The 23,609-nt window shown below is 71.8% G+C and carries 17 protein-coding genes; 11 read left to right on the forward strand and 6 right to left on the reverse strand.

What is annotated here, in order from left to right:
* Positions 1-5 precede the first annotated feature (5 nt).
* Genes nuoL through nuoN form a run of 3 tightly spaced genes read left to right on the forward strand, consistent with a single transcriptional unit; the run spans position 6 to position 5,197 of the window.
* Positions 6-1,901, forward strand: coding sequence for an NADH-quinone oxidoreductase subunit L (gene nuoL / locus AB0I22_RS24100; RefSeq protein ID WP_363132946.1), 1,896 nt, complete (start codon positions 6-8; stop codon positions 1,899-1,901).
* 3 nt (positions 1,902-1,904) lie between these two features.
* Positions 1,905-3,548: an NADH-quinone oxidoreductase subunit M gene (locus AB0I22_RS24105; RefSeq protein WP_363132947.1), complete on the forward strand. Its 1,644-nt coding sequence runs from the start codon at positions 1,905-1,907 to the stop codon at positions 3,546-3,548.
* A 32-nt stretch (positions 3,549-3,580) separates the two neighbouring features.
* Positions 3,581-5,197, forward strand: coding sequence for an NADH-quinone oxidoreductase subunit NuoN (nuoN, locus tag AB0I22_RS24110; RefSeq protein ID WP_363133015.1), 1,617 nt, complete (start codon positions 3,581-3,583; stop codon positions 5,195-5,197).
* A 99-nt stretch (positions 5,198-5,296) separates the two neighbouring features.
* Here nuoN and AB0I22_RS24115 read toward each other — a convergent pair whose 3' ends face one another.
* Positions 5,297-5,950 (reverse strand): GPP34 family phosphoprotein, encoded by a 654-nt coding sequence (locus AB0I22_RS24115; protein ID WP_363132948.1) that lies wholly within the window; start codon positions 5,948-5,950, stop codon positions 5,297-5,299.
* On the reverse strand, positions 5,947-7,143 hold the full coding sequence (locus tag AB0I22_RS24120; RefSeq protein ID WP_363132949.1) for a fumarylacetoacetate hydrolase family protein: 1,197 nt from the start codon (positions 7,141-7,143) through the stop codon (positions 5,947-5,949). The genes AB0I22_RS24115 and AB0I22_RS24120 overlap by 4 nt, the downstream gene beginning before the upstream one ends.
* Positions 7,144-7,524: 381 nt before the next feature.
* Between AB0I22_RS24120 and AB0I22_RS24125 the strand changes: the two genes are divergently transcribed.
* Together AB0I22_RS24125 and AB0I22_RS24130 are read left to right on the forward strand one after the other, a co-directional pair.
* Positions 7,525-8,784 (forward strand): ATP-grasp domain-containing protein, encoded by a 1,260-nt coding sequence (locus AB0I22_RS24125; protein ID WP_363132950.1) that lies wholly within the window; start codon positions 7,525-7,527, stop codon positions 8,782-8,784.
* Between the two features lie 19 nt (positions 8,785-8,803).
* Positions 8,804-10,027, forward strand: a complete 1,224-nt coding sequence (locus AB0I22_RS24130; protein WP_363132951.1) for an FAD-dependent oxidoreductase — start codon at positions 8,804-8,806, stop codon at positions 10,025-10,027.
* Positions 10,028-10,038: 11 nt separating this feature from the next.
* On the opposite strand, the gene AB0I22_RS24135 is transcribed toward AB0I22_RS24130, so the two are convergent.
* Entirely contained in the window at positions 10,039-10,944 is a 906-nt protein-coding gene (locus AB0I22_RS24135) for a LysR family transcriptional regulator (RefSeq protein WP_363132952.1), read from the reverse strand.
* 89 nt (positions 10,945-11,033) lie between these two features.
* Here AB0I22_RS24135 and AB0I22_RS24140 point away from each other — a divergent pair, with 89 nt between their 5' ends.
* Together AB0I22_RS24140 and AB0I22_RS24145 are read left to right on the forward strand one after the other, a co-directional pair.
* Positions 11,034-11,768: an SDR family oxidoreductase gene (locus AB0I22_RS24140; RefSeq protein ID WP_363132953.1), complete on the forward strand. Its 735-nt coding sequence runs from the start codon at positions 11,034-11,036 to the stop codon at positions 11,766-11,768.
* A 246-nt stretch (positions 11,769-12,014) separates the two neighbouring features.
* Positions 12,015-13,040 (forward strand): methyltransferase domain-containing protein, encoded by a 1,026-nt coding sequence (locus AB0I22_RS24145; protein ID WP_363132954.1) that lies wholly within the window; start codon positions 12,015-12,017, stop codon positions 13,038-13,040.
* Between the two features lie 5 nt (positions 13,041-13,045).
* On the opposite strand, the gene AB0I22_RS24150 is transcribed toward AB0I22_RS24145, so the two are convergent.
* Together AB0I22_RS24150 and AB0I22_RS24155 are read right to left on the reverse strand one after the other, a co-directional pair.
* On the reverse strand, positions 13,046-15,070 hold the full coding sequence (locus tag AB0I22_RS24150) for a CocE/NonD family hydrolase (RefSeq protein WP_363132955.1): 2,025 nt from the start codon (positions 15,068-15,070) through the stop codon (positions 13,046-13,048).
* A gap of 18 nt (positions 15,071-15,088) precedes the next feature.
* A complete protein-coding gene (locus AB0I22_RS24155; RefSeq protein ID WP_363132956.1) occupies positions 15,089-16,579 on the reverse strand; it encodes a peptide MFS transporter in 1,491 nt (496 codons plus the stop codon).
* A 484-nt stretch (positions 16,580-17,063) separates the two neighbouring features.
* Between AB0I22_RS24155 and AB0I22_RS24160 the strand changes: the two genes are divergently transcribed.
* The 4 genes from AB0I22_RS24160 to AB0I22_RS24175 all read left to right on the forward strand — a co-directional run bounded on the left by AB0I22_RS24160 (position 17,064) and on the right by AB0I22_RS24175 (position 22,079).
* A complete protein-coding gene (locus AB0I22_RS24160) occupies positions 17,064-18,074 on the forward strand; it encodes a polyprenyl synthetase family protein (protein ID WP_363132957.1) in 1,011 nt (336 codons plus the stop codon).
* 401 nt (positions 18,075-18,475) lie between these two features.
* Entirely contained in the window at positions 18,476-19,849 is a 1,374-nt protein-coding gene (locus AB0I22_RS24165) for a DUF2092 domain-containing protein (RefSeq protein WP_363132958.1), read from the forward strand.
* A gap of 369 nt (positions 19,850-20,218) precedes the next feature.
* A complete protein-coding gene (locus tag AB0I22_RS24170; protein ID WP_363133016.1) occupies positions 20,219-21,202 on the forward strand; it encodes an ABC transporter ATP-binding protein in 984 nt (327 codons plus the stop codon).
* Positions 21,189-22,079 (forward strand): ABC transporter permease, encoded by an 891-nt coding sequence (locus AB0I22_RS24175; RefSeq protein ID WP_363132959.1) that lies wholly within the window; start codon positions 21,189-21,191, stop codon positions 22,077-22,079. Before AB0I22_RS24170 ends, AB0I22_RS24175 begins: the two co-directional genes overlap by 14 nt.
* A 156-nt stretch (positions 22,080-22,235) precedes the next feature.
* Here AB0I22_RS24175 and AB0I22_RS24180 read toward each other — a convergent pair whose 3' ends face one another.
* A complete protein-coding gene (locus AB0I22_RS24180; protein WP_363132960.1) occupies positions 22,236-23,582 on the reverse strand; it encodes a M28 family metallopeptidase in 1,347 nt (448 codons plus the stop codon).
* Positions 23,583-23,609 lie beyond the last annotated feature (27 nt).

The raw sequence follows: 23,609 nt of genomic DNA on the forward strand, positions 1-23,609 counted from the left end.
CTGACGTGGAGAACCTCATCGGATTGCTCGTCGCGGCCCCGCTGCTGGGCGCCGCCGTGCTGCTGTGCGGCGGCAAGCGGCTGGACCGCGTCGGGCACTGGCTCGGCACGCTCCTGGCCGCGGCGTCCTTCGTCATCGGCGCGGTGCTCTTCGCCGACATGCTCGGCAGGAGCGGGGAGCACCGCGCTCTGCACGCGCACCTGTTCAGCTGGGTGCCGGTCGGCGGCTTCCGCGCCGACGTGGCCTTCCAGCTCGACCAGCTGTCCATGACCTTCGTGCTGCTGATCACGGGCGTCGGCACGCTGATCCACCTCTACTCGGTCGGCTATATGGAGCACGACGAGCGGCGGCGGCGCTTCTTCGGATATCTGAACCTGTTCCTGGCGGCGATGGTGCTGCTGGTGATCGCCGACAACTACCTGCTGCTGTACGTGGGCTGGGAGGGCGTGGGCCTCGCCTCGTACCTCCTGATCGGGTTCTGGCAGCACAAGCCCAGCGCTGCCACGGCCGCGAAGAAGGCGTTCATCGTCAACCGCGTCGGCGACATGGGGCTGTCGATCGCGATCATGCTGATGTTCACGACGTTCGGCACGTTCGCGTTCGGGCCGGTGCTCGCCACGGCCGGGGACGCGAGCCAGGGCAAGATGACGGCGATCGGGCTGATGCTGCTGCTCGCCGCGTGCGGCAAGTCCGCGCAGGTGCCGCTGCAGAGCTGGCTCGGCGACGCGATGGAGGGCCCGACCCCGGTCTCGGCCCTGATCCACGCGGCGACGATGGTGACGGCCGGCGTGTATCTGATCACCCGGTCCGGCGCGATCTTCAACGCGGCCCCCGACGCGCAGACGGCCGTGGTGACGGTCGGCGCGGTGACGCTGCTCTTCGGCGCCATCGTCGGTTGCGCCAAGGACGACATCAAGAAGGCCCTGGCCGGGTCGACGATGTCGCAGATCGGCTACATGATCCTGGCCGCCGGGCTCGGCCCGATCGGCTATGTCTTCGCGATCATGCACCTGGTGACGCACGGCTTCTTCAAGGCCGGGCTCTTCCTCGGGGCCGGTTCGGTCATGCACGGCATGAACGACGAGGTGGACATGAGGAAGTACGGCGGCCTGCGGAAGTACATGCCGGTCACCTTCGTCACCTTCGGGCTCGGCTATCTGGCGATCATCGGCTTCCCCGGGCTGTCCGGCTTCTTCTCCAAGGACAAGATCATCGAGGCGGCGTTCGCCCAGGGCGGGACCGAGGGGTGGATCCTGGGCGGCGCGACGCTGCTGGGCGCGGCCATCACCGCGTACTACATGACGCGTGTGATGCTGATGACGTTCTTCGGCGAGAAGCGCTGGGTCCCCGACGCGGACGGCAACGAACCGCACCCGCACGAGTCGCCCAAGTCCATGACCATCCCCATGGTGATCCTCGCCTTCGGCTCGGTCTTCGCGGGCGGGCTGTTCAGCGTCAACAGCACCTTCCTGAAGTGGCTGGAGCCGGTCACCGGGCACGCCGAGGGGCACTCGCCCGTCAGCGCCCTGACCGTCACGATCTCCACGATGGTCGTGCTCGTCGTCGGCGTCGCGCTCGCCTGGTCGCAGTACGGGCGCCGGCCCGTGCCCGCCGTCGCGCCGCGCGGCTCGCTGCTGACCCGGGCGGCCCGGCGCGACCTGCTCCAGGACGACTTCAACCACGTCGTGCTGGTCCGGGGCGGCGAACACCTGACGCGCAGCCTCGTCTACGTCGATCACACCGTGGTCGACGGGGCGGTGAACGGCACGGCGGCCTCGGTCGGCGGGCTGTCCGGGCGGCTGCGCAGGCTCCAGAACGGCTACGCCCGCTCGTACGCGGTCTCGATGTTCGGCGGCGCGGCGGTCCTCATCGCCGCGACCCTGCTGATGAGGGCGGTCTGATCGATGTCATTTCCTCTGCTGACAGTCACGGCCGCGGTGCCCGCGCTCGGCGCGGTGGCGACCGCCGCGGTCCCGGCCGCCAGGCGCACGGTCGCCAAGTGGCTCGCCCTGCTCTTCTCGCTCGTGACACTGGCGCTCGCCGCCGTCCAGCTGGTGCGCTTCGACCCCGGGGCGTCGGGCCCGTTCCAGCTCACCGAGTCGCACGCCTGGATCAAGGACTTCGGGGTCCGGTACGAACTCGGCGTGGACGGCATCGCGGTGGTGCTCATCGCGCTGACCGCCCTGCTGATCCCCTTCGTGATCCTGGCCGGGTGGCATGACGCCGACCCCCTGGAGGAGGAGCGGCCCAACCGCCGCTGGCGGCCGACCCAGGGGTTCTTCGCGCTGATCCTGATGGTCGAGGCGATGGTGGTGATCTCCTTCGAGGCCACCGACGTCTTCCTGTTCTACATCTTCTTCGAAGCCATGCTGATCCCGATGTACTTCCTCATCGGCGGCTTCGGCGACCGGGCCGGGGAGCACGGGGAGGAGCGGACGGCCGCACAGCGCTCGTACGCGGCGGTGAAGTTCCTCCTCTACAACCTGGCCGGCGGGCTGATCATGCTGGCCGCCGTGATCGGGCTGTACGTGGTCACCGCGCACCAGCTGGGAGACGGCACGTTCTCTCTCCAGGAGATCATCCAGGCCCGGGCGGCCGGCAAGCTGGACATGGCGACGAGCACGGAACGCCTGCTGTTCTTGGGGTTCTTCTTCGCCTTCGCGGTCAAGGCTCCGCTCTGGCCGCTGCACACCTGGCTGCCGAACGCGATGGGCGAGTCCACCGCGCCCGTCGCCGTGCTGATCACCGCGGTCGTCGACAAGGTCGGCACCTTCGCGATGCTCCGCTTCTGTATCCAGCTCTTCCCGGAGGCGTCGAAGTGGGCGACCCCGGTGATCATGGTGCTGGCGGTGATCAGCATTCTGTACGGGGCGCTGCTCGCGGTCGGCCAGCGGGACATCAAGCGGCTGGTCGCGTACGCCTCGATCTCGCACTTCGGCTTCATCGTCCTGGGCATCTTCGCGATGACGACCCAGGGCCAGAGCGGCGCGACGCTCTACATGGTCAACCACGGCATCTCCACGGCGGCGCTGATGCTGGTGGCCGGGTTCCTGATCTCGCGGCGCGGGTCGCGGCTCATCGCCGACTACGGCGGGGTGCAGAAGGTCGCCCCGGTGCTCGCCGGGACCTTCCTGATCGGCGGGCTCGCCACGCTGTCGCTGCCGGGGCTGGCGCCGTTCGTCAGCGAATTCCTGGTCCTGGTCGGCACGTTCAGCCGGTATCCGGTGCTCGGGATCATCGCGACGGTGGGCATCGTGCTCGCCGCGCTGTACGTCCTGGTGCTCTACCAGCGCACGATGACGGGGCCGGTGAAGGCCGAGGTGCGGTCCATGCCGGACCTCAAGGTCCGTGAACTGGTCGTCATCGCGCCGCTGATCGCGCTGCTGGTCTTCCTCGGGGTCTACCCGAAGCCGCTCACCGAGATCGTGAACCCGGCGGTGAAGCACACGATGAGCCAGGTGGACAAGACCGATCCCAAGCCCGATGTGCCGGTCCGGGCCGCGACCGAGAAGGACGCGTCCCATGAAGAGGCGGAGGCCGCGAAGTGACTGACGTGGCAACTGTCCACAGCCTGTGGACAATGGCGGCCGGTGCGGAGGACAAGATTCCCGCGCCCCATATCGAGTACGGCCAGCTGTCGCCGACGCTGATCGTGCTCGGCGCGGCGGTGCTGGGCGTGCTGGTCGAGGCGTTCCTGCCGCGCCGCGGCCGCTACTACGCCCAGCTCATGCTCACGGTCATCGGGCTGGCGGCCGCCTTCGCCGCCGTCATCGGCCTCGCCGCCGGGGGGTACGGCACCGACAAGGCGCATATCGCGGCGATGGGCGCCATCGCCGTCGACGGCCCCGCGCTCTTCCTCCAGGGCACGATCCTGCTGGTCTCGCTGGTCGCCGTCTTCACCTTCGCGGAGCGGCGGCTCGACCCGGCGGCGCACGGAAACCGGGTGGACTCCTTCGCCGCGCAGGCCGCGTCCGTACCGGGCAGCGAGTCCGAACAGGCGGCCGTGAAGGCCGGGTTCACCACCACCGAGGTCTTCCCGATCGTGCTCTTCGCGGTGGCGGGCATGCTCGTCTTCCCCGCCGCCAACGATCTGCTGACGCTCTTCATCGCGCTGGAGGTCTTCTCCCTCCCGCTGTACGTGCTGTGCGCGCTGGCCCGGCGCCAGCGGCTGCTCTCGCAGGAGTCGGCGGTCAAGTACTTCCTGCTGGGGGCGTTCTCGTCGGCGTTCCTGCTCTTCGGGGTGGCGCTGCTGTACGGGTACGCGGGCACGGTCACGTACTCCGGCATCGCCGACGTCGTCGACGGTACGGTCAAGACGGTGGACCCGGCGCTCGCCGGGACGATGGGCAATGACGCGCTGCTGCTGATCGGCGGTGCGATGGTGCTGGTGGGGCTGCTGTTCAAGGTGGGCGCGGTGCCGTTCCACATGTGGACCCCGGACGTGTACCAGGGCGCGCCGACGCCGGTCACCGGGTTCATGGCGGCGGCCACCAAGGTCGCGGGCTTCGGCGCGCTGCTGCGGCTGCTGTACGTGGTGCTGCCGGGGCTGCGCTGGGACTGGCGGCCGGTGATGTGGGGCGTCGCGATCGTCACGATGCTGATCGGCGCCATCGTCGCGGTCACCCAGACCGATGTGAAGCGGCTGCTGGCCTACTCCTCCATCGCGCACGCGGGGTTCATCCTCGCGGGCGTCATCGCGGTCACCCCGGACGGCGTCTCCTCCGTCCTCTTCTACCTGGCCGCGTACTCCTTCGTGACGCTCGGGGCCTTCGCGGTCGTCACCCTGGTGCGGGACGCGGGCGGCGAGGCGACGGCGCTGGCCAAGTGGGCCGGGCTGGGGCGGCGTTCGCCGCTGGTCGCGGCGGTCTTCGCGGTCTTCCTGCTGGCGTTCGCGGGCATCCCGCTGACCAGCGGGTTCGCGGGGAAGTTCGCGGTCTTCAAGGCGGCGGCGGAGGGCGGCGCGGGCGCGCTGGTCGTCGTCGGCGTGCTGTCCTCGGCGATCGCGGCGTTCTTCTACATCAGGGTGATCGTGCTGATGTTCTTCAGCGAGCCGACACCCGAGGGGCCCACGGTGGCGGTGCCGAGCGCCCTGACCTCGACGGCCATCGCGGTCGGGGTCGTCGTCACCATCGGGCTGGGCGTCGCGCCGCAGTACTTCCTGGACCTGGCGGGACAGGCGGGGACGTTCATCAGGTAGCGCTCTTTTGGAAGACGGCCGCCGCCCGCCCCCTTGGAGATCCTTGAGATCAGGAGGGGACGGGCGGCGGTTCGCGTACGGGCCTCGTGCCCAGGGAGGTCAGCCGCTGGACTCCGCCGACTTGTCCCGCTGCACGTTGCGGTGCACGGCCAGGGCCGGCCACTCCTCGCGTACCAGGCGGCGCGCGGAGCGCCGCAGGTGGCGGGCGGCGAAGCCCGGTACGAGATGGCTCGTCAGGCCCGTAGCGGTGGCCAGCGAGCCCAGGGCGCGGTCGCGCGGGCCCGGGAAGCCGGCGTGCATCGCCGCCTCGAAGCGCTGCCGGGCCGGGGTGGTCCAGTCGACGCTGCCCGCGGGGTGGAGGCGGTAGCGGATCACGCCGAGGAAGCGGCGGTTCTCCGGCCGCAGCGCGCCGCGTTCCACCAGCCGAGCCAGCCACGGCCCCTGGAGGTGCCGCCCCGAGCGCCGCACCCAGCCGCGGGGGCGGGGCCCCCGGTCGCCGCGGGCCTTGCCCGGCGCGGGCAGGGTGGCCATCGCGGCGGCCAGCAGCGGGTCCGCGGGCGGCAGCGGCTTGACCACCGTGATGCGGCCGCCCTGCTCCACGATGTGCCCGGAGAGCTGGAGTTCCGCGAGTACGGCGCCGGCCACGCCGTACTGGAGGAACCGCGACCGGCACAGCCGCCGCCCCGCGGTGGGGTGGTGGGCGAGGAGCAGCAGCTCTTCGGGGAGCGTGAGGTCGGGCGGGGCGAACGTCATGGCGCGCCGGCGTCCGTGGCGGTGTCCGCTGCCGGGGCTGCCGGGACTGCCGGGGCTGCGGGGGCGATCCGGCCGGTGACCTCGCCGAGTCCGATGCGGGCGCCGTCCGGGCCCGGGGCCCAGGCGCTGATGGTGACCTCGTCGCCGTCCTGGAGGAACGGCCCCTTCCCCTTGGTGAGTTCGAGGAGGCAGCCGAGCTGGTGCTCCTCGGGGCCGCTGACCGTGCCGGAGGCGTAGAGGTCGCCGGTGCGCAGGGTCGCGCCGTTGACCGTCATGTGGGCGAGCTGCTGCGCGGCCGTCCAGTACATGGAGGAGAAGGGCGGGGCGGTGAGCGGCTCGCCGTTGAGGGCGACGTCGATGCGGATGTCGAGCCCGCCGGGCTCGGCGGCCGAGTCATCGAGGTAGGGGAGAAGCGGGTAGGTGCGCTCCGGCGGGGGCGTACGCGCGTCGTCGAAGGCGTCGAGCGGGGTGATCCAGGCGGAGACGGAGGTCGCGAAGGACTTGCCGAGGAACGGGCCGAGCGGCACGTACTCCCAGGCCTGGAGGTCGCGCGCGGACCAGTCGTTGACGAGGCAGACGCCGAAGACGTGGTCGCGGAAGCCGTCCAGCGGCACGGGGACGGACGAGGGGGTTCCGACGACGAAGCCGACCTCGGCCTCGATGTCCAGGCGGCGGGAGGGCCCGAAGGTCGGGGCGTCGTCGGCGGGCGCCTTGCGCTGGCCGCTGGGGCGTACGACCTCGGTGCCGGTGACGACGACGGTGCCCGCGCGGCCGTGGTAGCCGATGGGGAGGTGCTTCCAGTTCGGGGTGAGCGCGTCGCCGTCCGGGCGGAAGATCCGGCCGACGTTGGTCGCGTGGTGTTCGCTCGCGTAGAAGTCGACGTAGTCGGCCACCTCGAAGGGGAGGTGGAGGGTGACGTCGGCCAGCGGAAGGAGGAACGATTCCTCGCTGATCCAGTCGCGCACCTCGGCCCGTACCGCCTGCCAGGCGGAGCGCCCCGCGGCCAGCAGCGGGCCCAGGTCGGGAGCGACCAGCAGCTCGGCGTGGGCGGAACCGCGGACGGTGGCGATCGCGCCGGCGTCCAGTACGCGCTCGCCGTAACGGACGCCGATCCGCCGCTGCTCGGGGGCGTCGGCGGTGGTGAACACGCCGTACGGGAGGGTGTGCGGACCGAAGGGGTCTTGCTGGGGCATGGGGTGCTGCCTCGCCTTCCTCGTCGCCGATTGGCTCGGACCAGATTACGGCCTGTCGCCCGCTGGGCAACCGGTCGCAGCCGCCCCGGTGGAGGACGTTCCGGCCGGTTCCCCGCGGCGACCCGGCCGATCTTCGCGGCGGCCCCCGAGACGATCCCCGAGATGATCCTCCCGGTGATCCCGGAGCCAACGCCGCGACGCTCCCTGCCATGGCCCTCGCGATGCGCCCGAGACGCTGCCGCGACGCTCCCCGCCGCGATCCTTAAAGCGCTCGCAATGTCCCGAAACGCCTTGCTGGAGCGGATGATTCCGAAGTAGCGTTCCAAGTCGGGTCACGCACAGTGGGGGGGCCGCTGCGCTGCGATGACCGAGGGGGAGCTGGTGGCGAGCAGAGGCACGCCCATAGCGGCGGACCGGTCCGTTCCCGCGCTGATCGTGAAGTTCGGCGACTACCCGCTGCACCACGGCGGAGTGGGGGCGATCCGCAGCCTCGGCCGCCTCGGCGTCCCCATGTTCGCCGTCACCGAGGACCGCTGGACCCCCGCCGCCGTCTCCCGCTATCTGCACCGCGGCTTCGTCTGGCCGACGACCGGCACCGAGCGCCCCGAGCGGCTGGTCGAGGGGCTGCTGGGGATCGGCCGCCGGATCGGCCGGCCGACGCTGCTGATCCCCACCGACGAGGAGGCGGCGGTGCTGATCGCCGAGCAGGCGGACGCGCTCCGCGCCCGCTTCCTCTTCCCGCGCGTGGAGCCGGAGTTACCCCGCCGCCTCGCCAGCAAGCAGGGTCTGCACCAGCTCTGCGTGGAGCACGGAGTGCCCTCTCCGGCCGCCGCGTTCCCCGACTCGTACGAGGACATCGCGCGGTACGCGGCCGCCGCGCGCTTCCCCGTGGTCGCCAAGAACCGCGAGGCGTTCGAGCGGCGCCGCAAGCCTGTCGTGCACGGTACGACGCGCATCTCCGGCCCCCGCGAACTGCTGGAACTGGCGCGGGAATGGGGCCCGCGGCCCGGCGTGATCATCCAGGAGTATCTGCCGCGCGAGGAGGCCGAGGACTGGATCGTCCACGCCTACTTCGACGCGGAGAACTCGGCGCTGTCGATGTTCACGGGCGTCAAGGTCCGCTCCTGGCCGCCGCACGCCGGGATGACGGCCAACGCGTACGTCGTCGACAACCCCGAACTGGCCGAGATGTCGGCGCAGTTCATCAAGCGCATCGGCTTCTCCGGGATCGTCGACCTCGACTGGCGGTACGACCGGCGCGACGGCCTGTACAAACTGCTGGACTTCAACCCCCGCATGGGCGCCCAGTTCCGGCTCTTCGAGAACGAATGGGGCGTCGACGTCGTACGGGCCCAGCACCTCGACCTCACCGGCCGCAAGGTCCCCGAGGGCGAGCAGCTCGCGGGGCGCCGCTTCATCGTCGAGAACATCGACCTGCCCGCGTACGCCGCGTACCGCCGCAGCGGCTACACCACGCCGCACGCGCCCGCGCGCGCCAGCTCCACGGAGCTGGCGTGGATCGCCCGCGACGACCTGAAGCCGTTCTTCACGATGCTCGTCCGGTTCGTCCGGCCGGGCGCTCGGCACCTGCTCCAACTGTGGCGCTCACGTCGTTCGCGCCGCCGCGCCATCGCCAAGTAATGCCCTGGGGAGGGGACTCGTGACACATCCGGTAGCAGTCATCGGGGCCGGTCCGTACGGTCTCTCGACCGCCGCCCACCTGCGGGCGCGCGGGGTGCCCACCCGCGTGTTCGGCGCGCCGATGGTGAGCTGGCGCGAGCACATGCCCGCCGGGATGCTGCTCAAATCGACGCCGTCCGCCTCCAGCATCCACGCGCCGCAGCCCGGCCACACGCTGCTCGACTACTGCCAGGAGGAAGGGGAACGGCGGTACGAGTCGGACTGGGACATCATCCCCGTCGAGACCTTCGCCCGGTACGGGGAGTGGTTCCGGAAACGGCTGGTGCCGGAGCTGGAACAGGTGCGGGTGGTCTCCGTAGACCGGCGGGGGAAGGGCCGTCCCGACGGTTCCGGCTTCGAGCTGAAGCTCGACTCCGGCGAGCAGTTCACGGCGCGCGCCGTGGTCGTCGCCACCGGACTGTCCGGACTCGCCCACCTCCCGCCCGAACTGGCCCCCGTCGCTCCCGACGGACCCTCCGCGAGCGGCCTGCTGTCGCACAGCTCGCAACACCGCGACCTGTCGCGCTTCGCCGGCGCCGATGTCGTCGTGGTCGGGGCCGGCCAGTCGGCGCTGGAGAGCGCCGTCCTGCTCGCCGACGCCGGGGCCGCCTCGGTCCGGGTGGTCGCGCGCGGCCGGGGCGCGGTGCGGTTCGGCACCGCCCCGGACGGCCAGCCGCCGCTGCGCCCGGACACGCCGTTCGGCCGCGCCTGGTCGCTGTACGCCCTCACGTACTACGCCGAGGGCTTCCGCCACCTCCCGCCGCCGACCCGGAAGTTCCTGGTCAAGCGGGTGCTCGGGCCGCTCGGCGCATGGTGGCTGCGAGACCGCTTCATCGGCCGGGTCCAGGTCACCGAGGGCAAGCGGATCGTACGGGCACGGGTCGCGGACGGCCGCCCGGTACTGACCCTGACGGGCGCCGGCGGCCTCACCTCCGAACTGACCGCCGACCACGTCATGGCCGCCACCGGCTACCGCGTCGACCTGGCCGCCATGGGCTTCCTCGGCCACGGCCTCCGCGCCCACCTGGCAGTGGGCGCGGGCGGCCCCCGCCTGGACGCGGGCTACGGCTCGTCCATCCCCGGCCTGCACTTCACGGGCCTCCCGGCGGCGGCGAGCTTCGGCCCGGTGATGCGGTTCGTATGCGGGACGGAGTACGCGTCGCCGAGGGTGGCTCGGGCGGTGGCGGGGCCGGGGGGCCGGTAGGGGCGGGCCGTTCAGCGACTGCGGAAAGCGTCCTCGCCGGACGGCCAGGCGTTCAGGAAGTCCTCGATCAGGGGATTGGTGTCGGCCGTGCGGGTCGCCAGGACGACGCGGACCGGGTCGATGCCCTCGATGGGCACGGTGGTCAGGCCGGGGCGCAGTTGGGGCCGCCGGTCGCCGGCGGCCAGAATCAGCACCATCCGCCCCTCGGCGGCCAGGTCGAGTTTGTCCTCGAACGCCTCGTAGTCGATCGGAGCGCTGCGCGCCGGGGCCCCGTCCGGCCGGGGCTCCAGGCGGGCGAAGTCGCTCCACTGCGGGACGGCGTTCGGGCACTGCGGGAAGACCTCTTCGCCGAGGTCGTCGACGGTCACCGACTCCCGGCCCGCCAGGCGGTGGTCCGCGGGGACGACGAGGACCCGCGGCTCGGACCACAGCTCGGCGAGGCGCAGGCGGTCGGTGGGGAAGGGCAGCGGGGCGCGGGCGACCAGGGCGTCCACGCGGCGGTCGGTGAGGGCGCGGGCGTCGTTCCACTCCAGGTAACGCGTGCGGATGCGGGCCGCGGGGTGCTGCTGCCGCAGCCGGCGCACGGCGTGCGTGATGACCAGGTCCTCGACGTACCCGATGGTGAACTCGCGCGGGGCGCCGGCGTCGCGGGCGGTGAGCTCGGCCCGGTGCGCGGCCTGGAGCAGCGCCTGGGCCTGCGGCTGAAAGGCGCGCCCGGCTTCCGTGAGCCGGCTGCCCTGCGGCGTGCGGTCGAAGAGGCGCACGCCCAAGTGCTCCTCAAGACGCTGGATCCGGCGGCTCAGGGACGGCTGCGCGACGTGCAGCACCGCGGCGGCCCGGCCGAAGTTGGCGTGCTCCGCGACCGCCGTGAAGTAGCCGACGAGCCGAAGATCGAGGTCCGAGCCGGGAACGCGCACGCTGCGAGCCTACCTCCATGCGGTGCGCGCATGACGGGTTGCCATTCAGGTCTTGGACGCCGTTCGTGGGTCCGGTATTTCATCGAGGCATGGGAAAGTACGAAGGAAAGCGCGCTCTTGTCACCGGCGGCAGCGAGGGAATAGGTCTGTCGATCGCACGCCTGCTGGCGGCCGAGGGCGCTCAGGTAATGATCACGGGGCGCAAGGAAGCCGCGCTGGAAAAGGCGAGGGATGAGGGCCTGATCGCGGTCCGCAGTGACGCCACATCAAAGGCCGACCAGGACGCCCTGGCCGGGAAAATCGAGGAGGCGTTCGGCCGGCTGGATGCGGTATTCCTGAATTCCGGCATGAGCAGCCAGGCGCCGTTCGACGCGGTGACCGAGGACATGTACGACACCGTCTTCACCGCCAACACCAAGGGCCCCTACTTCACGTTGCAGCGGTTGCTCCCGCTGCTCGCCGAGGGCAGCGGCGTGGTGCTGACCACCTCCGTCGCGAACGAACTGGGCCTGCCGGACCACAGCGTCTACTCGGCGAGCAAGGCGGCCCTCCGCTCGATGGCCCGCAGCTGGGCCCGCGAGCTGCAACCGCGCGGCGTACGGGTCAACGCGGTGAGCCCGGGGCCGATCGACACGGGAATTCTGTACAAGTCCCTGCCCGCCGAGGTGGTGGACGCGATGCGAGAGGAATTCGCCGCCCTGATTCCCATGCGACGCGTAGGAATCCCGGAGGAAGTCGCACGCGCCGCCGCTTTCCTCGCCTTCGACGCGACGTTCACCACCGGCGCCGAACTCACGGTGGACGGCGGAGGCACCCAACTGTGACGCCGCCCGCGTGAATGCCGCTCAGGGCCGACGGCCCCGTCCTGCTCGCGGTAGCGGCGTGAGTCGCTCGTTCGGGTTGCGTCGTAGTAATGATATTCGCCCGGAGGGCGGCTGAGGCCACGATGGAGCCCTGGTCTCGTCGAGGGGGTAATTGTGGATTCCGGGGCACTGTATCCCGATTGGGTTTCGGCTTACGAGGCTGTGCCTCGGGCGGCCTTTCTGCCCGAGGTGATGTGGCCGCATGACATGGGCACCAGGCGGAGTGTCGCGGTCGACAGGGAGCTGGACCCGGCTGGCTGGGAGCGGTGGGCGGCGTCGGACGATCCCATCGTCACGCAGTGGGATGACGGGGCGCACGAGGGGACCGAGCCGGGAGCCTCGTTCAGTTCGTCGTCATCCATGCCGAGTCTGGTGTTCTCGATGCTCGGGGATCTCGATGTGCGGCCGGGGCAGCGCGTGTTGGAGATCGGTACGGGGACGGGGTGGAACGCCGCGCTGCTGGCGTATCGGCTCGGGGCCGCGAACGTCGTCACGGTGGAAGTCGACGGGGCGGTGGCCGCGCGGGGGCGGGCCGGCCTGGAGCGGTTCGGGCTGCCCGTGGAGGTGGTGCACGGGGACGGGGCCCTGGGGTCTCCGGAGCGGGCCCCGTTCGATCGGGTCATCGTCACCTGTGGGGTGCGCCGGATCCCTGGTGCGTGGCTGGAGCAGACCCGCCCCGGCGGGGTCGTCCTGCTGCCCTGGGGGACCTACTACGGCGTGGACGAGGCCATCGCCCGGCTTGTCGTCGGCAGTGACGGGCGGAGTGCCTCCGGGTCTTTCACGCGTCCCGTGGCGTTCATGCGGATGCGGTCGCAGCGGTTCGTATGGCCCCGGCACGACTCGTACGTGCCGGGGCCTGAGGCCATGGACGCCGCGGAGATCTCGTTCACCGACGTGCCGGAAGCGGCCTTCCGGAGCGCCGGGTTCGCCATCGGGCTGCGGGTGCGGCACGTCGCCCATAACGCCGACCGTGAGCGCGACGGCCGGCGCGCCGTCTGGTTCTACGGGCTGACGGACCGGTCCTGGGCTGTGGTGGTTTTCCGGGACGGGTCCGAGCGCGCCAAGGTGTATCAGGCCGGGCCCCGGCGGCTCTGGGACGAGGTGGAGGGCGCCTTCCGCTGGTGGGACCGGCACGGGCGGCCCGGCCCCGAGCGGTTCGGGATCGCCGTCCGCTCGGAGGGGCCGACCGCTGCCTGGCTGGACGGGGCCCGTGACGCTGCCTGGCCCGTCTGAGGACCTCAGCCCGCCGTGCGCGGCAGGCGGTTTCGCCATTCGCGTTCGAAGACGATGGCCTCGCCCTCCCGGCACGTCACCTTGTTGTACGTGACGAAGTCGGCCTCGTCCGCCGTGATCTCCGATTCCGTGTCCACCTTCACGTCCCAGCCGATGTCCGGGCGGTGCAGGCGGATGTGCCAGTCGGAGCGGGTCTGCGCGCTGAGGGGGTCGTAGGTGCGGATGCGGTAGGTCTCCAGGGCGTCCTCGGTGAACTGGAGGCCGTCGGGGTAGACGCGCGTGCCGCCGTAGCGGGGGTCGACCTCCAGGGTCCAGTCGGCGGTGGCCACGTCGCGGATGACCCGGCGTTCCGGGCGGGGGGACTCCGCCTCCGGGTATTCGACGCCCAGCGGTTCCGACTGTTCCGGTTCCGCGAAGGTGATCGGGGGCCTGGCCACATCCCCCGACGGGTCCCTGACCGGGAGGTCCATGGCGCTGTGGGCGGGGTGCACCGTCCAGCCCGTGCCGTCCGGCTGCGGCCAGATCCACGGCCAGTACGCCGAGGAGAGCGAGAGCCGGATGCGGTGGCCGGGCGGGAAGGCGTGGCCGATGCCGTTCAGGTCGAAGGCCACGTCCTCCGTGGCGCCCGGTTCCCATTCCACGCCGCGCTCGCGGCCGTGCCTCGACGCCAGGTTGAGGACGCCTCGGGTCACCAAGGTCGAGGAGCCGTCCGGGGCCACGTCGCAGATGCGGGCGATGACCTGGCCGCGCCGCGCCTGCGAGGTGAGGCGGAGCCGGACGCGGGGGCGGCCGAGGATCTCGGTCCGGTCGGTGAGGGGGGCGGAGTCGAAGGAGACCGAGCGGCCGTCCTCCTCGCGCTGGTCGGGCGGGAGGTCCGCGTCGTTGCCGAACGGGAAGAAGCGGCCCGCGTCCACGCCCGTGTGCTGCGGGGAGGCGACCTCGACCGGTGCGTCGCCGGGGAGTGCGTAGGCGGTCGTGCGGATCGCTGGGGAGGGCCAGACGTCCTCGCCGACCCAGCGGCCGGGCAGCTCGGTGTAGACTGTGGCGGGCGGGTGGGATTCGCTGATCCAGGCCCGTAGCAGCGGGTCGTCCATGACGCCGGTGTCGGCGTCCTTGAGCCAGTGGTCCCACCAGCGCAGGGTCTCCTGGAGGAAGCCGATGGCCGGGCCGGGCGGCAGGCCGCGGTCCGGGTACTGGTGCGACCAGGGCCCGATCAGGCCGCGTACGGGCGCGCCGCCGTCGCCCGAGAGGTGTTCGACGAGGCGCAGCACGGTGTCCCGGTACGGGTCGTGCCAGCCGCCGACCGCGAGCACGGCCGCGTTGATCGCCGTGTAGTCCTCGCTGACGCTGCCGTGCCGCCAGTAGTCGTCCCGCGACTGGTGGGCCAGCCAGGTGTGGATGAAGGGGTCGACGGTCTCCAGCCGGTCCAGCCACATCTGCCGCCAGGCGTCCCCCACATGGGCGGGGTCCGGCGGCCGGGAGACGAAGGCCAGCATGGTGGCGGCCCAGGCGTGCATGTCGACGGCGAGCACGGAGCCGCCCATGTAGTGCACGTCGTTGTCGTAGCGGTCGTCCGCCGAGCAGACCGTGATGATCGCCTTGAGCGCCTCGGGGGCGCGGGCGGCGATCTGGAGGCTGTTGAAGCCGCCCCAGGAGATGCCGAACATGCCGACCCGCCCGCTGCACCAGGGCTGGGCGGCGAGCCACTCCACCACCGCGACGCCGTCGGCGAGCTCCCGCTCGTCGTACTCGTCGCCCGGCATGCCCTGCGAGTTGCCGTGGCCGCGCACGTCGACCCGTACGGACGCGTAGCCGTGCCCCGCGTACCAGGGGTGTCTCTGCTCGTCGCGCGGCGCGGTCCAGTCGCCGAGCCGGTAGGGCAGGTATTCCAGGAGGGCGGGTACGGGCTCGGAGCCGTACGGGCGCCAGATCCGCGCGTACAGCTCGGTGCCGTCCGCCATGGGGATGCGGACGTCCTCGCGGAACGTGCGGTGCGGGAAGTCGGTGCGGATGTGCGGGGTGTTCTGCATGGCGTGGTCCCAACAGCCTCAGTGGACGGGGTGCATGGTGCGGCGCAGCCAGGGGCCGACGGCGATCACCGCGATGCCCGCGACGACGGCGACGGCCCCGTTCGCGCCGAAGTACAGCGCGTTGGAGATCTCGCCGAAGAGCTTCACGGTCTGTGCCTGGATGCCGTTGGCGAGGGCCAGTGAGAGGAACCACAGGGCCATCGTCTGGCTGGCGAAGGCGGCCGGGGCGAGCTTGGTGGTCGCGGACATGCCGGTGGTCTCCAGCAGGATGTCGCCGAGGCCGAGGAGCACGTACGAGACGACCAGCCACCAGGCGGCCATCTTCCAGTCGCCCGCGCGGCCGGTGGTGGCGGGCACCATGACGAGGAAGGACAGGCCGCCGAGGATCACGCCGTAGGCGATCTTGTGGGAGGCGTGCGGCTGGCGGCGGCCCATCCGGACCCAGAGCGCCGCGACGAACGGGGCGAGCAGCACCTCCACCACGCCGAGCACGGAGTTGTACCAGGTGGAGGGGAAGTCGAAGCCGAGGACGGAGGTCCGCGCGTGGTCCGCGGCCAGCAGCGTCATCGTCGAATACGACTGGAAGAGGATGAAGTTGAAGACCACGGACGCGGCGAACAGCACCATGTACGGGCGCAGCCTGCCGCGTTCGGGCGCGGTCACCCGCGGGCTGCGGAACATGACGGTGAAGTAGACGACCGGCGCGATCACGGAGACGACGGTGACGGCGTCCACGGTGCGGCCCATGGTCAGCCAGCCCGCGGCGTGCAGCGCCAGCGCGACGGCGGCGAGCACGACCGCGCCCCCGGCGGTCAGCAGGCCGGCGCGGCGCATGGCGGTGGGCGGCAGCGCGAACTCGGCGCTGTGCTTGCGGCCGGCCAGACCGCGGCGGCCGAGCACGTACTGGGCGATGCCGAAGGTCATGCCGATCGCGGCGGCGGAGAACCCCCAGTGCCAGCCGATCTTCTGGCCGAGCCAGCCGGTGATCAGCGGGCCGAGGAACGCGCCGATGTTGATGCCCATGTAGTACAGCGCGAATCCGGCGTCGCGCCGCTCGTCGTCGGTCGCGTACAGCTTTCCGACCATGGTGGAGACATTGGGTTTGAGCAGGCCCGTACCGGCGATGATCAGCCCTAGGCCGACCCAGGTCATGGCGCCGGCGGGCACGGCCATCGCATAGTGCCCGCAGGCGATGAGGACGCCGCCCCACAGGACGGCGCGGTAGGTGCCGAGGACGCGGTCGGCGAGCCAGCCGCCCGCGACCGAGACGAGATAGACCAGGGTGCCGTAGGCGGCGGTGACGGAGGCGGCGGTGTTGGAGGCCATATCGAGGCCGCCGTGGGCCAGCGTGTCCGCGAAGTACAGGACCAGGATGGCCTGCATGCCGAGGAACGAGAACCGCTCCCACATCTCCAGGCCGAAGAGGGTGAGCAGGCCGCGGGGGTGTCCGAAGAAGGAGTGGTCGGCTGCGGTCGGGGGTCTCTCGTCGACCGGCGCGGTCTCGGTCAAGGTGCTGGCTCCAAGGTCATCAGTGGTCCGACTGCCGCTGCTGCCCCTTCCTTTCCGGGCAAAACCCGATGCTCTGGGTGATCAAGAACATACCGGGTCGAAAAGCGGGCTGCGCGGCGGCGGACGCCGGCCGGACGCCGCGCGGAGCCGGACCGGAGACCGACCGGAAGCCGTGCGGACGCCGCGCGGAGCCGGGCCCGAGGCCGTGCGGAGCCCGATCCAGGGCCGTGCGGGCGTCGCGTGGAGCCGGACCGGAGGCCGTACGGGCGTCGCGTGGCGCCGGACCGGAAGCCGTGCGGACGTCGTGTGGCGCCCGACCGAAGCTCGTGCGGGCGTCGTGTGGAAGTCGCGCGGAGCCGCCGCCCGGGCACTTCGTCGGGCGGGCGGCCACGGTGATCCATACGGGACCGGATACGCTGACTTTCGGTGGAGACAGCGATACATCGACAAACCTCGTGATCGCAGGCAGACAGGAGTAACCCTCGTGACCGTCGTAGGGCCCTTCGGGCTGAGCGTGCGGGACCAGGCTCTTGAAGCCGATGTCCAGGCCGGGCTGGCCGCCGTCGAGGAGGGCCTCCTGGAGGCCACCAAAAGCGAAGTGCCGTTCATCACCGAAGCCGCGCAGCATCTCGTGCGGGCGGGCGGCAAGCGGTTCCGGCCGCTGCTGGTGATGCTCGCCGCCCAGTTCGGCGACCCGTACGCGCCGGGCATCGTGCCCTCGGCCGTCGTCGTGGAACTCACCCACCTGGCGACGCTCTACCACGACGACGTGATGGACGAGGCCGAGGTGCGGCGCGGCGTGGACAGCGCCAACGCCCGCTGGGGCAACTCCGTAGCCGTCCTGACCGGCGACTTCCTCTTCGCGCGCGCCTCGCACATACTGGCCGACCTGGGCCCGGAGGCGGTACGCATCCAGGCCGAGTCGTTCGAACGGCTGGTCACCGGCCAGATCCTGGAGACCGCCGGCCCGAGCGACGGCCGGGACGAGGTCGAGCACTACCTCGACGTCCTGGCGGGCAAGACCGGCTCGCTGATCGCCGTCGCCGGACGGTTCGGCGCGATGATGGCCGGCGCCGACGAGGGCACCGTCGACATCCTCACCCAATACTGCGAGCGGCTCGGCATCGCCTTCCAGCTCGCCGACGACGTCCTCGACATCGCGAGCGAGGGCCACGAATCGGGCAAGACCCCGGGCACGGACCTCCGCGAGGGCATCCCCACCCTGCCGGTGCTGCGGCTGCGCGAACAGGCCGCGGTGAGCGGTTCGGCGGACGACCGCGAACTCGTCGAGCTGCTCAAGGGCGACCTCACGGACGACGCCCGGCTGGCGCACGTACTCGGCCGGCTCCGGGTCCACCCCGCCCTGGAGCAGGCCCGCCGCGACACGGTCCGCTACGCCCAGGACGCCCGTACGTGCCTGGCCCCGCTGCCGGACGGGTTCGCGAAGTCCGCGCTGGAGGAACTCTGCGACGCGGTGGTGCACCGCGCGGGCTGACGGCCTGCGCGTGTCGTGTGCGGTCGGGGCCGTACGTACCTTGTCCGCGGCTGTACGGGCCGCGGTCCGCTCGCGGTCGTACGGGCCGCAGCGCAGCCGGACGCAGGCTCGTACGAGCCGTGGCGGAGCCGGAGGCGCGCTTGTACGGAGCCGTGGCGGGGCTGGGGGTGCCCCCTAAGGGATCGCGCGCGGGCAGTGCGCCGACCGGCGTAGCCCGGCTGCCCGGTGGCGAGCCGCTGTCATACCGGAGGCGGACACGAGTTGATCCCCGGGGCTGACGTTTCTTACCGGCCGTTTTGCTGGGATTGGTAGCGCCACCACAGGGCGGTCGGGCGACAATGGCCCGTGGGTGGACGAGTGCAGGACGCGAAAGACCGCCGCCGACGACGGAGGTAGACCAGATGCCACTGATCCGACCGACATACGAGGCCGACGACGCGGGTGAGCCCGAGGGCCGCCGCACGGGGCGTCGCAAGGCTGTCCGGTACGGGGTACCGGTCGCGGTGGCGGGGGTGGCGGCGGCGACGATCGGGCTGGTCCCGGCGCTCGCCAGCAGCGGCGACCCCGACCTGCCGAAGATCACCGCCCAGGACCTGATAGCCAAGGTCGCGGCCTCCGACACCCAGCAGCTGTCCGGCTCGGTGAAGATCTCGACCGACCTGGGCCTGCCCTCGCTGCCGTCCGGCATGTCGTTCGGCGGAGGCGGCGGAGGCGGAGGCGGTGGGAACGGCGGCGGCAAGGACGGCGGCTCCGACGCCTCGCCGCAGTCCAAGCTCACCGAGCTCGCCGCCGGTACGCACACGCTGCGGGTGGCCGCCGACGGGCCCGACAAGCAGCGGCTGTCGATGGTGGAGAAGGCCGCCGAGTACAGCCTGATCCACAACGGCGACCAGCTCTGGGGCTACGACAGCGGCAGCAACTCCGCCTACCACGCGACGCTCCCCAAGGACGCGACCGGCAAGGACGCGACCGGCAAGGGCGCGACCGGCAAGGACGCGCACAAGGGCTCCGACGCGTCGAAGGGGCTGCGCAACGCCTCCCCGCAGGAGCTGGCCAAGCAGGCGCTGGCCGCCGTGGACGGCTCCACCTCGGTGTCCGTGGACGGCACGGCCAAGGTCGCCGGGCGGGACGCGTACCAGCTCTCGGTCAAGCCCAAGCAGAGCGGTTCGACGATCGAGTCGGTCCGCATCTCGGTCGACGCGAAGAACGGCGTGCCGCTGAAGGTCTCGGTCAACCCGAAGGGCGGCGGCAAGCCGGTCGTCGACGCGGGCTTCACGAAGGTCGACTTCGGCAAGCCGGCCGCCAGTACGTTCGACTTCACGCCGCCGAAGGGCGCGAAGGTCACGGACGAGAAGGACGCCAAGGCCGAGGCCGGGCGCAAGGGCGGCTCGGACCTCTTCTCGGGCAAGGGCAAGAGCCAGGGCAAGGGCAAGAGCGCGGGCCAGGCCGAGGACTGGGCCAAGAGCTTCGGCGGCGCCAAGGGCGACTCCGAGGTGAAGGTGACCGGCGAGGGCTGGGCCTCGATCGCCGAGATCTCGATGCCCAAGGACAGCGTCCCCGGCAAGAACGGCAAGAACGGCAAGAACGGCAAGGGCAGCGGTGACGAGGCGTCCGGCCTGATGGACTCCTTCGGTTCGAAGGTGTCCGGGAAGTTCGGCTCCGGCCATGTCTTCAGCACCCGGCTGGTCAACGCCCTGCTGACGGACGACGGCAAGCTGTACGTCGGCGCGGTCGACAAGGACGCGCTGGTCAACGCGGCGAACAACGCCAAGTAGCCAAGTAGGGGAACAGCGCGAAGCAGGCGAGCAGCGCCCAGGAGGCGAGGTGCCCGCCGCCCCGCACCACCTGCCCCGGCCGCCCGTCGGCCGGGGCAGACTTGCTCGGACAGGGCTGTTCGGACGGCAGCTCCGCCGGGCAGCAGGTCCGTCGCGCGGCCGGTCCGTCGCGCGGCGGGTCCGTTGGACAGCAGACCGGCCGGACAGCAGACCGGCCGGACAGCAGACCGGCCGGACAACCGGTCAGCCGGTCAGCCGGTCAGCCGGTCAGCCGGTCGGCCGGACAGCCGGACAGCCGGACAGCCGGACAGCCGGGAGACGAAGGTGGAGCCCGTGAACGACGCGTCCCGACCGCACCCGGCCCCGCCGCTGCCGGCCCCGCCGGTCCCGCCGGCTCTCCCGGACGGCGACGCCGTGATCGCGACGCGCGGGCTCAGCAAGCGGTACCGCGGCGGGCAGCTCGCCGTCGACGGGCTGGACCTCACCGTGCCGCGCGGCAGCGTCTTCGGGTTCCTCGGGCCCAACGGCTCCGGGAAGACGACCACGATCCGGATGCTCGTCGGGCTGATCGAGCCGACGTCCGGCGTCGCGCGCGTGCTGGGCGAGGCGATGCCGCGCGCGGCGCGGCGGGTGCTGCCGAGGGTGGGGGCGCTCATCGAGGGCCCCGCGCTCTACGCGTTCCTGAGCGGCCGCGACAACCTCGCCCGGTACGACGCCGCCGACCCGGCCGCCGACCCCCGCACCCGGGCCGCCCGGGTCTCCGCCGCCCTGGACCGCGTCGGCCTGGCCGCCGCCGCGGGCAAGAAGGCGCGCGCGTACTCGCTCGGCATGAAGCAGCGGCTCGGGCTGGCCGCGGCCCTGCTCCAGCCGCGCGAACTGCTCGTACTCGACGAGCCGACCAACGGTCTCGACCCGCAGGGCATGCGGGAGATCCGCACCCTGGTGCGCGAGCTGGCCGCCGAGGGCACCACCGTCTTCCTCTCCTCCCACCTCCTCGACGAGATCGAGCAGGTCTGCACGCACACCGCGGTCATGGCGCGGGGCCGGCTGCTCACCCAGGGCACGGTCGCCGAGCTGGCCGGGGCCGCCCGCGGCAGGCTGGCCGTCACCACCCCCGACACGGCGGACGCGGTGCGCGTCCTCAAGGAGCACGGCGTGAGCGACCTCGTCGCGGCCGACGGCCGGATCACCGGCGAACTGCCGGCGGACCCCGGCGGCCCCCTCGACCTCGCCGACCTCAACGCCGCGCTCGTACGGGCCGACGTGCGGGTGCGCGGCTTCGGCACGGAGCGGGCCTCGCTGGAGGACGCCTTCGTCGCGCTCACGGGGGAGGGCTTCGATGTCGCGGGCTGATACGGAGGTACGGGCCGGGGGGGCCGTGCGCGCGCCCAGCCCGCTGTGGCGGCTGGGGCTCGTACGCAGCGAGATCGGTACGACCTTCCGGCGCTGGCGGACGCTGGCGCTGCTGGCCGTGCTCGCGGCCGTACCGGTCCTGGTCGGCATCGCCGTGAAGATCCAGACGGACGACGGCGGCTCGTCGGGCGGGGGCGGCGGGGGCGGGCCCGCGTTCATCGCGCAGGTCACCAACAACGGGATCTTCCTGGTCTTCACCTCGCTCGCCGCGACCCTGCCGTTCTTCCTGCCGATGGCGATCGGCGTGGTGGCGGGCGACTCGATCGCGGGCGAGGCGAGCTCCGGCACGCTCCGCTATCTGCTGGTCGCCCCCGCGGGCCGTACGCGCCTGCTGCTCGCCAAGTACGCGACCGTCATCGCCTTCTGCCTGGCCGCGACCCTGGTGGTGGCCGTCTCGGCGCTGGCGGTGGGGGCGCTGCTCTTCCCGCTGGGCGACGTCACCCTGATCTCCGGCACGACGGTCTCCTTCGCCGACGGCCTGCTGCGGGCCGGGGCGATCGCGGTCGCCGTCGCGGCGTCACTGGTGGGCGTCGCGGCCGTCGGCCTGTTCATCTCCACGCTCACCAACAGCGGCATCGCCGCGATGGCGGCGACCGTGGGGCTGCTGATCACCGTCCAGATCCTCGACCAGTTCCCCCAGCTGGACGCCGTCCGGCCCTATTTCTTCTCGCACTACTGGCTCTCCTTCGCCGACCTCCTGCGGGACCCCGTCTACTGGGACGAGATGCTGAAGAACCTGGGGCTCCAGGCGCTGTACGCGGCGGTCTTCGGGTCGGCGGCCTGGGCGCGCTTCACCACGCGCGACATCACGGTGTGACGCGACCGGGGATGGGCCCGCCGATGAGTCCGCGGACGGGCCCGTCGACGCGGGCCCGCCGACACGGGTTCGTCGACACGGGTTCGTCGACACCGTCCCGCCGACGGACGCGGAGGAGGGGCCGGGGCGGGTGCCGCCGGCCCCCGTACGGGCGGTTCAGAAGGTCAGCTTCCAGCTGTCGATGAAGCCGGTGTCCTGCGCACCGGTGTCCTGCACGCGGAGTTTCCAGACGCCGTTCGCGGTCTCGGCGGACGCGTCGACGGTGTAGGTGGCGATGACGTTGTCCGCCGAGTCGTTGCCGCTGGCCGCCTTGAGACTGAAGGTGCGGCCGCTCGGGCCGACGAGGGCGACGGTGAGGTCGCCGCGCCAGGTGTGCTTGATGTCGACGCCCACCTTGAGGGCGCTGGGCGCGTTGCCCGCGACGCCCGCGACGGTGACGGCCGACTCGACGGGGGCTCCGGCGTCGGGGATCTGGACGTCGGCGGTGTTCTCGAAGGTCTTGCCGTCGGGCGGGTTGGTGGAGCCGCCGCTCAGGGCCCAGACAGCGCTCGCGATGGCGTCGCTGTTGTTGTTCAGGGCGGTGTCGTTGATGTTCGCCGAGGTGTCGCAGGACCGGTGGTAGCAGGCGTCGAAGGCGCGGCCGGAGGTGCCGCCCCACTTCTGGGCCTGGGCCGCGGTCTTGATGTAGTCGGCGCCGCTGAAGAGGCCGCCGACGCGGATGCCCGCGTTCTTGAAGGGCGCGTGGTCGGAGCGGCCGTCGCCCTCGGTCTCGATCTCGGTGGGGATGTTCTTGGTGGCGTAGTAGTCCTTGAAGACCTTCTCCAGCTGCGCGTCGTCGTCATAGACGAAGTAGCCGGGGTTGGGCGAGCCGACCATGTCGAAGTTCAGATAGCCGTCGATCTTGGAGCGCTCGGCGGCCGGCAGGTTGCTGACGTAGTACCGGGAGCCGACCATGCCCAGCTCCTCGGCGCCCCACCAGCCGAACCGCAGGTGCTTGTCGGGCTTAAAGCCCTCGCGGGCGGCGGCGAGGGCGACTTCGAGTATGGCCGCCGAGCCGGAGCCGTTGTCGTTGATGCCGGGGCCCGCGTTCACGGAGTCCAGGTGCGAGCCCGCGAAGATCACGTGGTTGGGGTCGCCGCCGGGCCAGTCGGCGATGAGGTTGTAGCCGGTGGCGCCGCTGGAGGTGAACTGCTGCACGGTGGTGGTGAATCCGGCGGCGTCCAGCTTGCCCTTCACATAGTCGAGGGACGCCCGGTACCCGGCCCGGCCGTGGGCGCGGTTGCCGCCGTTGGAGTTCGCTATCGACTGGAGCTGGGACAGGTGCGCCTTGACGTTGGCGACCGGGATGTCGGGGGCCGCGACGGTGGGTGTCGCGGGCGCCGACGGGCCGGCGGCCGATGCGGAGGCGGTGCCGAGGAGGGCCGCGGTCGCCGCGGCGCCGGCGGTGAACAGGGCGAGACCGCGGCATCTTCGGTGCAGGGGCTGTCCGGTGCGGTGAGGCATGGGGGGCTCCCAACTCTGTTGACGTGG

It is taken from the genome of Streptomyces sp. NPDC050610 (assembly GCF_040654875.1).
Classification (GTDB): domain Bacteria; phylum Actinomycetota; class Actinomycetes; order Streptomycetales; family Streptomycetaceae; genus Streptomyces.

What these genes read in the sequence shown, in the direction of transcription:
- AB0I22_RS24140 (WP_363132953.1), top strand. Translation starts at nt 11,034, where the DNA reads ATGGGAAAGTACGAAGGAAAGCGCGCTCTTGTCACCGGCGGCAGCGAG.
- AB0I22_RS24180 (WP_363132960.1), bottom strand. Translation starts at nt 23,582, where the DNA reads ATGCCTCACCGCACCGGACAGCCCCTGCACCGAAGATGCCGCGGTCTC.
- nuoN (WP_363133015.1), top strand. Translation starts at nt 3,581, where the DNA reads ATGGCGGCCGGTGCGGAGGACAAGATTCCCGCGCCCCATATCGAGTAC.
- AB0I22_RS24105 (WP_363132947.1), top strand. Translation starts at nt 1,905, where the DNA reads ATGTCATTTCCTCTGCTGACAGTCACGGCCGCGGTGCCCGCGCTCGGC.
- AB0I22_RS24115 (WP_363132948.1), bottom strand. Translation starts at nt 5,950, where the DNA reads ATGACGTTCGCCCCGCCCGACCTCACGCTCCCCGAAGAGCTGCTGCTC.
- AB0I22_RS24120 (WP_363132949.1), bottom strand. Translation starts at nt 7,143, where the DNA reads ATGCCCCAGCAAGACCCCTTCGGTCCGCACACCCTCCCGTACGGCGTG.
- AB0I22_RS24175 (WP_363132959.1), top strand. Translation starts at nt 21,189, where the DNA reads ATGTCGCGGGCTGATACGGAGGTACGGGCCGGGGGGGCCGTGCGCGCG.
- AB0I22_RS24165 (WP_363132958.1), top strand. Translation starts at nt 18,476, where the DNA reads ATGCCACTGATCCGACCGACATACGAGGCCGACGACGCGGGTGAGCCC.
- AB0I22_RS24150 (WP_363132955.1), bottom strand. Translation starts at nt 15,070, where the DNA reads ATGCAGAACACCCCGCACATCCGCACCGACTTCCCGCACCGCACGTTC.
- AB0I22_RS24145 (WP_363132954.1), top strand. Translation starts at nt 12,015, where the DNA reads ATGGGCACCAGGCGGAGTGTCGCGGTCGACAGGGAGCTGGACCCGGCT.